This window comes from Variovorax sp. 20P10.2.4, assembly GCF_058244205.1.
In genome coordinates this window covers 1-9,452 of sequence record NZ_JBZAYE010000265.1, presented here as the reverse complement: position 1 = coordinate 9,452, position 9,452 = coordinate 1, and the positions used below count along the sequence as shown (strand labels likewise).

At 70.3% G+C, this 9,452-nt stretch carries 11 protein-coding genes and 1 pseudogene; 4 read left to right on the top strand and 8 right to left on the bottom strand.

From position 1 onward, the window contains the following. Positions 1-71: 71 nt before the first annotated feature. Entirely contained in the window at positions 72-752 is a 681-nt protein-coding gene (locus tag AC27VN_RS22670) for a hypothetical protein (protein WP_490877974.1), read from the bottom strand. Positions 753-934: 182 nt separating this feature from the next. Here AC27VN_RS22670 and AC27VN_RS22665 point away from each other — a divergent pair, with 182 nt between their 5' ends. From AC27VN_RS22665 to AC27VN_RS22655, 3 genes and pseudogenes are all read left to right on the top strand, one after another. Continuing rightward, positions 935-1,720 (top strand): IclR family transcriptional regulator, encoded by a 786-nt coding sequence (locus AC27VN_RS22665; protein ID WP_490877973.1) that lies wholly within the window; start codon positions 935-937, stop codon positions 1,718-1,720. Positions 1,721-1,927: 207 nt separating this feature from the next. Next, entirely contained in the window at positions 1,928-2,902 is a 975-nt protein-coding gene (locus AC27VN_RS22660; RefSeq protein ID WP_490877972.1) for a Bug family tripartite tricarboxylate transporter substrate binding protein, read from the top strand. Positions 2,903-2,961: 59 nt separating this feature from the next. Continuing rightward, positions 2,962-3,594, top strand: a pseudogene (locus tag AC27VN_RS22655) (FABP family protein); the annotation flags it as partial. A 134-nt stretch (positions 3,595-3,728) separates the two neighbouring features. On the opposite strand, the gene AC27VN_RS22650 reads toward AC27VN_RS22655, so the two are convergent. From AC27VN_RS22650 to AC27VN_RS22620, 7 genes are all read right to left on the bottom strand, one after another. Continuing rightward, on the bottom strand, positions 3,729-4,145 hold the full coding sequence (locus AC27VN_RS22650; protein WP_490877971.1) for a GFA family protein: 417 nt from the start codon (positions 4,143-4,145) through the stop codon (positions 3,729-3,731). A 23-nt stretch (positions 4,146-4,168) separates the two neighbouring features. Next, positions 4,169-4,633, bottom strand: coding sequence for an SRPBCC family protein (locus tag AC27VN_RS22645; RefSeq protein WP_208509834.1), 465 nt, complete (start codon positions 4,631-4,633; stop codon positions 4,169-4,171). A gap of 2 nt (positions 4,634-4,635) precedes the next feature. Then, positions 4,636-4,950 (bottom strand): ArsR/SmtB family transcription factor, encoded by a 315-nt coding sequence (locus AC27VN_RS22640; RefSeq protein WP_431512380.1) that lies wholly within the window; start codon positions 4,948-4,950, stop codon positions 4,636-4,638. 90 nt (positions 4,951-5,040) lie between these two features. Next, the gene (locus tag AC27VN_RS22635) at positions 5,041-6,186 is read right to left on the bottom strand and encodes an aromatic ring-hydroxylating oxygenase subunit alpha (protein ID WP_490877970.1); all 1,146 of its coding nucleotides are present in this window, start codon (positions 6,184-6,186) and stop codon (positions 5,041-5,043) included. A gap of 73 nt (positions 6,187-6,259) precedes the next feature. After that, positions 6,260-6,973 (bottom strand): nitroreductase, encoded by a 714-nt coding sequence (locus AC27VN_RS22630; RefSeq protein WP_490877969.1) that lies wholly within the window; start codon positions 6,971-6,973, stop codon positions 6,260-6,262. Positions 6,974-6,976: 3 nt separating this feature from the next. Then, positions 6,977-7,519 (bottom strand): 4-hydroxylaminobenzoate lyase, encoded by a 543-nt coding sequence (locus AC27VN_RS22625; protein WP_490877968.1) that lies wholly within the window; start codon positions 7,517-7,519, stop codon positions 6,977-6,979. Between the two features lie 26 nt (positions 7,520-7,545). Next, positions 7,546-8,532, bottom strand: a complete 987-nt coding sequence (locus AC27VN_RS22620; protein ID WP_490877967.1) for a tripartite tricarboxylate transporter substrate-binding protein — start codon at positions 8,530-8,532, stop codon at positions 7,546-7,548. A gap of 112 nt (positions 8,533-8,644) precedes the next feature. On the opposite strand from AC27VN_RS22620, the gene AC27VN_RS22615 reads away from it, so the two are divergent. Then, positions 8,645-9,452 (top strand): LysR substrate-binding domain-containing protein (locus tag AC27VN_RS22615; RefSeq protein ID WP_490877966.1); only part of this gene is annotated, 808 nt, incomplete at its 3' end.

Genomic DNA, 9,452 nt, shown 5'->3' with positions numbered 1-9,452 from the left:
CCGCTGCTTTCGAGGAATCGTCTGCGTTCCATTGGGTTGTCTCCAGGTTCGAAGGTCATGAAAAAAGGGATTCAGCGCAGCGGCGACCAGTCGGCCGGCCGCAGCACCAGGCCGGTGTGCGTGCGTTCGTGCTGTTGCGCGGTGCGGGCCCAGTCGGCCCAGCCGGGCACCGAGTTGGGCCGCGCCTGCAATGCCGCGAGCGCGGCGAAGTCGTCGAAGGCCCACAGCACGAGCGCCTCGCTGCCGTTGCGCAGCGCGGTCTCGTAGGCGCCGAAGAGGCGCGGCGCGCCAGGGCCCTCGATGCGCGCGGCGGCCTCGCCGAGCCGCGCGAGGTAGTCGGATGCGCCGCCGGCCTCGAGGCCGATGGTCTGCTGCAGCACCACCGGCGCGCGCACGCCCTCGGCCAGCAGCCGCGCGCGGTCGATGCTGTAGTCGGCCGCCACCAGCACCCGGTCGAAGCCGCCTGTGCGCTCGCCGTAGAAGCGCTCGAGCGGTTCGTGGAACAGGTCGGGCGTGGCGTCGAAATGGCGCCCGAAGCCCTCCCAGCCGCCCTGCATCTCCCAGAAGGTCACGATCTCGGGCCAGCGCCCGGTGAGGAACACCGGCACCCAGGCCGCCATGCAGCCGTTGCTGGCCGAACCGCGCGCATTGCCCTCGGTGCGCACCAGGCGGCCCAGGGTCTCGAGGTAGCGGGTGTGGGCGCCGGGCTGGCGCACGGGGTCGAGGATTTCGTGGAAATAGAGGCGCTGCATAAGACGGCGAGGTGTTTCGATGCTTGAACGCGAGGTGGCCTGGAATCGGTGTTTGTTCATGTATATGAACTGTTCCAGAATATAAACAAGCAACCCGCGGCTGTCAAACACCCGGCGCGTCGATCGGTGGGACGCGGGCCGCGCGCTTCCTAGAATCGGCGCACCTCACAGCACAGGCACCCATGGACGCAGCAGACAGCAAGCCCCCCGAATCGGCCGCCGTGAAGTCGGCGGACCGGGTGCTCGACATCCTTCAGCTCCTCGCGCGCCAGGGCGGGGCGCTGACCCATCACGAGATCGGCATCGCGCTCGGCATCCCCAAGAGCAGCCTCACGCACCTGCTGCGCAACCTGGTGGCGCGCGAGTTCCTCGGCTTCGACGGCGCGCAGAGCACCTATGCGCTGGGCCCGGCCGTGTTCGAGCTGGTGCGCGGCAGCGGCCTGCGCGAACGGCTGATGGCGCAGGCCCGGCCCATCGTCGACTGGCTCGCGCGCACCGCGGGCGAGGCCACCTCGTTCTCGGTGCTGCGCGGCGACGAGGTCGAGCGCGCCTGCGTGGCCGAGTCGCGCGCGCCGCTGTCCTACCGCATGGCGGTGGGCGACAGCTTCCCTCTCTACTCGACCTCGGCCGGCAAGGCGATCCTCGCGGCCATGCCCGCGGCGCGGCGCCAGGCCTACCTCAAGAACGTGCGGCTGCAGGCCCAGACGCCCGCCACCGCCACCACGCTCGCGGTGCTCAAGCGCCAGCTCGAGGAGGTCGGCGAAAGCGGCATCGCCTATTCGCGCGGCGAGCACACGCCGGGCGTGGTGGGCATCGCCATCGCCATCGATTCGGGTGACCCGGCCGCGCCCGCGGCCTTCAACATCGTGGTGCCAGACGTGCGCTACACGCCGGAGTTCGATGCGCGCTGCGTCGAGCTGCTGGGCCAGGCGCGCGAGCGCTTCCACGCGGCGTCGCCCGTGCGCTGAGATGAAATACCAACAGCCGGACGCAGAGGACGCGAAGGTTTCGCAAAGGGCGCGAAAGAGAAATTCAAAATTTTTCTTGCCTTCCTTTCGCGTCCTTCGCGCAACCTTCGCGTCCTTTGCGTCCGGAAGTCCGCTCCCGTATTCGGCGTCATCCTTCCTTTCATGCGGAGTGTGCGACGTACAACGCGATCGTCCATCGACATGACCATGGCCCGTTTTCTCCACCGCATCGCCGCACTGCTGTGCGCCTGCACGCTGTCGCTGGGCGCCCAGGCCCAGGACTGGCCCGTGAAGCCCGTGCGCATCGTCGTGCCCGCGCCCGCGGGCAGCTCGCTCGACCTGATCGCGCGCACCCTGGCCGACCGCCTGCGCACCGTGTGGAAGCAGCCGGTGGTGGTCGAGACCAGGGCCGGCGCCGGCGGGCTGATCGGCATGGACGCGGTGGCGAAGGCGCCGCCCGACGGCCACGTGCTGGGCATCGGCTTCAACGGCCCGATCGCCTTCGGCCCCTACATGTATGCGCGCATGCCGTACGCGCCGGCGCGCGACCTGCTGCCGATCGTGCTGACCACCTCGCAGCCCAACGTGCTCGCGGTGCAGGCGAGCAACCCGGCCAAGACGCTGCCCGAGTTCATCGCCTGGGTGAAGGGGCAGCGCGACCGCTTCAGCTATGCCTCGGTGGGCGCGGGCAGTTCCTCGCACCTCACGATGGAGCTGCTGCGCAGCGTCACGCACATCGAGGCGGTGCACGTGCCCTACGCGGGCTCGCCGCCGGCCGGGCTCTCTCTGGCCTCGGGCGACACGCAGGCGCTGTTCACCGTGGCGCCCGCGCTGCTGCCGCTGATCCAGGGCCAGCGCGTGAAGCTGATCGCGATCACCAGCGCGCAGCGCTTCGAGCTCATGAAGGAGCTGCCGACGGTCGCCGAATCGGGCTACCCGGGCTTCGAGTCGCTGGCCTGGAACGGCCTGTTCGCGCCCGCCGGCACGCCGGGCGAAGTGGTGCGCCGCATCAATGCCGACGTCAACGCCGTGCTGCGCGATCCCGCCGTGCGCGAGCTGCTCGCCAACCAGGGGCTGGCCGTGGGCGGCGGCTCGCCCGAGGAATTCAGGACCTTCATCGACAGCGAAGGCCGCAAGTGGGGCGCGATCATCGCCAAGGTCGGCATCCGGCTCGACCAATGATGGCGGCCCCCGATCCGTTTCCCATCGCATCACGAACAACGAACAAAGAGGAGTGCCCCATGGCCGATTTTCCGCAGGACATCTACACCGAACCCGAGCCCGATCCGCACACGCTCGCCAACCTCGGCCCGCTGACCGGCCTGGCCGGCATCTGGATGGGCACCATGGGCCACGACGTGAGCCCGAAGGAGGACGGCCCCGAGGCCGAGGCCTTCATCGAGCATGCCGAGTTCCAGCCGATCGACGCGCAGACCAACGGTCCGCAGATCTTCTACGGCCTGCGCTACCACCTGCGCATCGTGAAGCCCGACGACGTCGAGACCTTCCACGACCAGGTCGGCTACTGGCTCTGGGAGCCCGCCACCGGCGCGCTGGTGCAGACGCTGTCGATCCCGCGCGGCCTCACGGCCATGGCCACCGGCCAGGCCGCGCCCGACGCGCGCAGCTTCCGCCTCGAGGCCGTGCGCGGCGGCGACACCAACGGCATCGTCGCCAACCCCTTCCTCGAGCATGCGTTCAAGACCCTGCGCTACACCATCGACGTGACGCTGCACGACGACGGCAGCTGGTCGTACGAGCAGACCACGCTGCTCGACGTGCGCGGCAAGCCCGAGCCTTTTGCGCACACCGACCGCAACACGCTGCGCAAGATCGGCGAGCCCACGCCGAACCCGACCGCGCAGGCGGCGCTGGCCGAGGCCGCGGGATCGGTGGCTTCGGCGGTCGCTGCTGCCGAAGCAGGGGACACGATGATTCCGATTCCGCCCGCCGACGACAGCGTGAAGCCCGCGGTGCCGGGCGTGCCCGACGCGCTGGCCTGAATCGGCTAAGCCGTCGGCATCCGCTCGAAGGCCTGCAGCGCGGGATCGAGCGCATCCCACGCCAGCCCGCGCACGCGGTAGGTGAGCACCTGCGGCGCGAAGCGTTCGGGCTCGTCGAGGCTGCCCGCATGCACCGCGATCAGCTCGGGCATGCCCGAGAAGCGCACGAACAGCGGCGTGCCGCAGACCGGGCAGAAGGCATGGCTTTTCTGCCGGCCGCTGTCGGCGGCGATCTCCCATTCGGAGGCCTCGCCGGTGATCGCCATGTCGGCGCGCGCGGGAAAGGTCAGGTACGAACCATGCCCGGTGCCGCTGCGCCGCCGGCAGTCGCTGCACTGGCAATGGTTCTGGAAGATCGGCGCATGCGGCGTGCTGTAGCGGATCGCGCCGCAGGCGCAACCGCCGGTGTAGGGCTGGGTCATGGCGCTTCTCCGGGTGCGTGGCCTCAGGCCGCCTTGGGCTTCGCGAAGACGTCGATGCCCTCGCCGGTCTCGAGCAGCGACTTGAGGCTCGACAGCACGATCGGCCAGCCCTGCTGGATGCCCTTGGCCATGCCGCTGCCGGCCTCGAGCTCGTCATGCGTGACGGTGAGCCGCACCATGTCCTCGTACGGCACGATGTCGAAGGCCACGCGGCTGTAGGCCTGGGGATCGGCCGCCTGCGAGGCGCCGGCCCAGGTGATGACCAGCCGCGTCGGCGGCGCGATCTCGACCACCTGGCCCACCAGCTCGACCGGGCGCTCGTCGTTGGCGCGTACGTGCTGCCACGGCGAGCCGGGTTTCCAGTCGGAGACGTTCTCGTGGCCCCAGTAGCGCCGCGCGATCTCGGGCCGGGTGATGGCCTCGAACACCTTCTCGGGCGTCGAGCGGATGTAGGTCACGTAGACATAGCTGATCTTCTCTGGCTTCATCGTCACTCTCCTTCGAGTTCCTTCTTGAGGTCGTGCAGCAGCGTGAGCCGCTGATGTTCGAACTTGCGCACCCAACGCTCGTAGACCTCGTGCAGCGGCACCGGGTTGATGAAGTGCAGCTTCTCGCGGCCGCGCCAGACCGTGGTCACCAGGTTGGCCGCCTCGAGCAGCCCGATGTGCTGCGTGACCGATTGCCGCGCCATGTCCAGGTGCTCGCAGAGCTCGCCGAGCGTCTGCCCGTTGTGGTCGTGCAGCAGATCGAGCAGCTTCCTGCGGGTCGGGTCGCCCAGTGCCTTGAAAACCTTGTCAGCGTCCATTCGTCGTTGTTCGTGCGTGAGCGGATGATATGCAGGTAAATGCCTGCATGTCAAGCCGGCCCGTGCCGCGACGATGGCCAAGGGGTTGTCTCAGGAGAGCGCCGCTTCCACGTCCGCGTGGAACTTCGCCGAGCAGCACTCGGTCGCGCCGAGGTACAGCGAGGCCTGCGCGCCGCTCGCGAGCGTGGACTGCACCGACACGCCGAGCGCGAAGTCCTCGGCCAGCGCGCCCCAGTACGAGTCGAGGTTGCGGCGCCAGTGCCGCTGCGCCTTCTCGCTCGCGGGCGGCTCGGGGATCAGCATGGTCGCGATCACGCGCGAGCGCTCGGGGGCCTCGGGCAGCACGGTGAAGGCGTTCGCATGGTCGCCCTCGTGCAGGATGAAGGTGGCCGGAAAGAAGTAGTAGATGACGTTCGAATGCGGCCCGAGCTGCCACTGGTCCTCGGGCAACTCGCGCAGCCGCTCGATGCCGCGCTTGGGCAGGAAGAGGCGCTGGTGCGCGCCCTCGTGGTCGGCGATCAGCAAGTTGTCGTGGAACAGGCCCGCGATGCTGTCGCGGTGCGCGTACTGGAAGTGGTAGGTCTCGAGGTTGGCCTCGAACGGGATCTTCCAGTTGGCGGCGTTCGCGAACTCGCGCTGGTCGAACGGCACCCAGCGGTCGTAGCCCCAGTGGCGCAGGTCGGCGCCGAAGCGGCCGAGCCAGCCTTCCATGTCGATGCGCGCATCGTCCTCGCCATCGGCCACGCGCGGAATCGCCCAGACGAAACCCAGCGCCTCGGCCACCGGCGCGCGCGCGAGCTGGCAGTCGGCAGCCGGCGCATGCGGAAAATCGGCCTCGCCGGGCCGTCCGCGCAGGCTGCCGTCGAGCCCGTAGGTCCAGCTGTGGTACGGGCACACGAACACGCGCTGGTTCGACGCGCCGGCCGGCCGCAGCCGCGCGCCGCGATGGCGGCAGGCATTGACGAAGCCGCGCAGCTCGCCCTCGCGCGTGCGCACCAGCAACAGCGGCATGCCGGCCGCGTCGATGGCCAGCGTGTCGCCGGGCCGTGCGAGCGCGGCCGAGGGGCACAGCGCCAGCGGATGGCGACGGAAGATGCGCTCGACCTCGCGCGCATGGCGTTCGGGGTCGAGGTAGCGCGACACCGGGCTCAGCGAGGGTTCGCCGCGCTCGGTGCCGCCGCTGGCGATCAATGCCAGCGCGCGCCGGATCAGCGCCTTCTGTTCGTCATGCTGCATGCGCCTGTGCCATCGATGCGGCCTCCACGGGTGGGGGCTTCATTGTGGCCAGCGGTGGGCGGTTCGGCTTGTCTCAACTGGTCGAGGCTTCGTCGAATCCCTCGAAGCGCGCGAAGTCCTCGACCGTTCGCCGCGGCATCGCCATCCGGTTGACCTCGGCCGACGGCTCGCCCCAGCCCATCGACATGCCGCAGGCCGTGACCTCCTCGGGTGGCATGCCCAGCCGCGCCGCGATCAACGCATGGAAGGGCGCGAACGACACCTGCGGGCAGGTGTCGATGCCGCGCGCCTTGGCCGCGATCATCACGTTCTGCACGAACAGGCCGAGATCGAGCCAGCTGTGGCGCGCGAGCCGCGCATCGATGCCGAAGATCAGACCGACCGGCGCGCCGAAGAAGCCGTAGTTGCGCCGCGTCTGCCGCGCGCGGGCCGCGGCGTCCGCGCGGTCGATGCCCAGCGCGCCGTAGTAGCACGCCGCGAAGGCCGACTGGTGCTCGCAGAAGGGACCGGGCAGCGGATCGGGAAAGTGCGAGGGCGCCTCGAAATCGCCCGCCACGAAGGCCGCGTCGAGCGCATCGCCGAGCGCCTTCAGCGGCGCGCCGGCCAGCACGTGCACGCGCCAGGGCTGGGTGTTCGAATTGCTCGGCGCCGTGGCCGCCACCTGCAGGATCTCGCGCACCAGCGCCTGCGGCAGCGGCCGCGGCGCAAAGGCGCGCACCGAGCGGCGTGCGCGCAGAACCGCGTCGACATGGCGTGCGCTGTCGGTGGGAGCGTCGGCCCGCTGCATCGCTCAGTCCCGTGGCGCCGGGTGGTAGGCGATGCGCCCCGCCGGCAGGAAGAACAGCGCGATCACCGCGCCGCCGCGCGCCTCGGGGTAATGGTGGCTGCCCGGCGCGGGCGCGGTCCAGCCGGCTTCGCACCAGCCGTTGGGCCCGTTGAGCGCGGCGCCGTCGTTGAGCGGCACCACCATGTTGAACTCGCCGTAGGGATGGGCGTGGTACTGCCCGCGGTAGGCGTGGCCCGGGTTGCCCTGCGTGTTGCCGGTGCTGTCCATGTAGACGGCCGTGATGCTGAAGCCCAAGGTGCGCTCCGAGGGCTCGGCGATGCGGCTGCGGCGGTAGACCGGGCCGTCGAGCTCGACGTTGGCGGCCCAGCCGTCGCGCACGCCTTGCTTCACCAGCCGCGCGAGCGACTGGTAGAGCGCGCTGTCGGGGCCATGGGTGCGGTTGAGCCACTGCTCGACCTCGGTGCCCGTGGTCATGTCCTTGATCTCCTCGAGGAAGGGAAGGCTTCGCTCGATCAGTTCCTCGCGGTCGGTGTGTGTCGTGCTCATGTCTCTGCTCGTGGGGGTTGAAAGCTTCATTCGTCCGAGCGGAAGCCCGAGGCCCGCACCACGGGTCCCCAGGTTTCGCGCTCGCGCCGGATCTGGCGTGCGTAGTCGTCGGGCGCCAGCGTGTGGACCTCGAGCCCGACCTGGTCGAAGGCCGCGCGCAGGCCCGGGTCCTTGCTGGCCACCACCATCGCCTCGTGCAGCGCGCGCACGCCGGCCTCGGGCGTGCCGGGCGGAGCGAATACGCCGTAGTTCTCGGCGCCGCGGATCTGCGCGAAGCCCTGCTCGGCGAAGGTGGGCACGGCCGGCATGAAGCGCGAACGCTGTTCGCCGCTCACGGCGAGGATGCGCAGCTTGCCCGACTGCAGATAGGGCAGGAAGTCGGCCACGAAGCCGAGGTAGGCCGGGATCTGGCCGCCCAGCAGGTCCTGCATCGCGGGCGCAGAGCCGCGGTAGCCGACGTGCTGCAGCTTGAGCCCGCCGGCTTCCGACAGCTGCCAGCCGAGGAAGTGCGCGACCGATCCCGCGGCCGGCGAGGCGTAGCTCGCGCCGGTGGGCGTGGCGCGCACCCAGGCCAGGTAGTCCTGCAGGCTCTTCACCGAAGCCGGCACCGCGCTGCTGACCGCCAGCGCGCAGGTCGCGATCACCAGCGGCGAGACCGGCACGAAGTCGGTGGCCGGGTCGTAAGCCAGCTTGCTGTAGACATGCGGGTAGATCGTGAGCGCCGAGGCCTGCGTGCACAGCAGCACGCTCGCATCGGGCTTCTCGCGCTTGAGCTGGCCGCTCGCGATGCGCCCCGCCGCGCCCGCGCGGTTGTCGACGATGTAGTGCCGGCCCTGCTTGCGCCAGGCCTCGGCGAGCTGCCGCGCCGTGGTGTCGAGCGTGCCGCCGGCCGGGTAGCCGACCAGCAGCTTGCCCGGGCTGCCCTGCGACTGCGCGAAGGCGCGCGGCAGCCAGCCGGCGGCCGGAAGGGCGAGCGCGGCCTGTGTGAAGCGGCGGCGTGTGAGTGCGTTCATGGCGGGCCTCGTGGTGTGAAGTGGCCGAATGATCGGCCGGCCCCGAATTGAATGGAACTGGCGCTTTTGCAAGCGCAGAATGCACGGCATTCAACTCACGAAGAAGCGCGCCATGAGCATCGGACGCATGGACCTCAACCTGCTGAAGGTCTTCGACGCGGTCTTCGAGGACCGCAACCTGATCCTGGCCGGCCGCCGGCTCAACCTCAGCCAGTCGGCCGTGAGCCATGCGCTCACGCGGCTGCGCGAGCTGGTGGGCGACGAGCTGTTCGTGCGCACCGGCAAGGGCATGCAGCCCACCGGCCGCGCGAGCGCGATGGCGCCCGCGCTGCGCGACGCGCTGCGCCGCATCGAGGCCACGCTCGGCGTCGAGCCTTTCGAGCCCGCGCTGTCGTCGCGCCGCTTCACGATCGCGGCCAACGACCACATCACGGCGGTCATCGTCGCCGGCCTCACGCGCGCGCTGCAGCAGGCCGCGCCCGGCGTCGACCTGGTGATCCGGCCCTCGACCCGGCTCGACCTCGCCGAGCAGATCGACCTGGGCCGCATCGACCTTGCCATCGGCACCTTCTCGCAGGTGCCGGCGCGGCTCAATGCGCGCACGCTGCTGTCGCAGGGCGAGGTGATCCTGATGCGCAAGGGCCATCCGGCGGCCAGGCGCAAGCTCGCGGTGCGCGACCTCGCGAAGTACGCGCTGGTCACCACCTCGCTCGGCGGGCAGGAGGAGGGCGCCGTCGACGGCTTCATCCTCGAGCGCGGCCTCGCGCGCCAGTCCGAGATGTTCGACCGCTCCGCGCTCGCCGAGGCCCTGGCCGCGATCGGCCAGGCGCCGCGCCTGCGCGTGACCGTGCCGCATTCGCTGGCCATTCCCGCGCTGCTGCGCGAGAGCGACATGCTGTCGATCGTGCCGGCCTCGCTCG

Excerpts from the sequence above, each read along its gene's own strand:
- AC27VN_RS22670 (WP_490877974.1), bottom strand. The coding sequence starts at position 752 with ATGCAGCGCCTCTATTTCCACGAAATCCTCGACCCCGTGCGCCAGCCC.
- AC27VN_RS22665 (WP_490877973.1), top strand. The coding sequence starts at position 935 with ATGGACGCAGCAGACAGCAAGCCCCCCGAATCGGCCGCCGTGAAGTCG.
- AC27VN_RS22660 (WP_490877972.1), top strand. The coding sequence starts at position 1,928 with ATGGCCCGTTTTCTCCACCGCATCGCCGCACTGCTGTGCGCCTGCACG.
- AC27VN_RS22650 (WP_490877971.1), bottom strand. The coding sequence starts at position 4,145 with ATGACCCAGCCCTACACCGGCGGTTGCGCCTGCGGCGCGATCCGCTAC.
- AC27VN_RS22645 (WP_208509834.1), bottom strand. The coding sequence starts at position 4,633 with ATGAAGCCAGAGAAGATCAGCTATGTCTACGTGACCTACATCCGCTCG.
- AC27VN_RS22640 (WP_431512380.1), bottom strand. The coding sequence starts at position 4,950 with ATGGACGCTGACAAGGTTTTCAAGGCACTGGGCGACCCGACCCGCAGG.
- AC27VN_RS22635 (WP_490877970.1), bottom strand. The coding sequence starts at position 6,186 with ATGCAGCATGACGAACAGAAGGCGCTGATCCGGCGCGCGCTGGCATTG.
- AC27VN_RS22630 (WP_490877969.1), bottom strand. The coding sequence starts at position 6,973 with ATGCAGCGGGCCGACGCTCCCACCGACAGCGCACGCCATGTCGACGCG.
- AC27VN_RS22625 (WP_490877968.1), bottom strand. The coding sequence starts at position 7,519 with ATGAGCACGACACACACCGACCGCGAGGAACTGATCGAGCGAAGCCTT.
- AC27VN_RS22620 (WP_490877967.1), bottom strand. The coding sequence starts at position 8,532 with ATGAACGCACTCACACGCCGCCGCTTCACACAGGCCGCGCTCGCCCTT.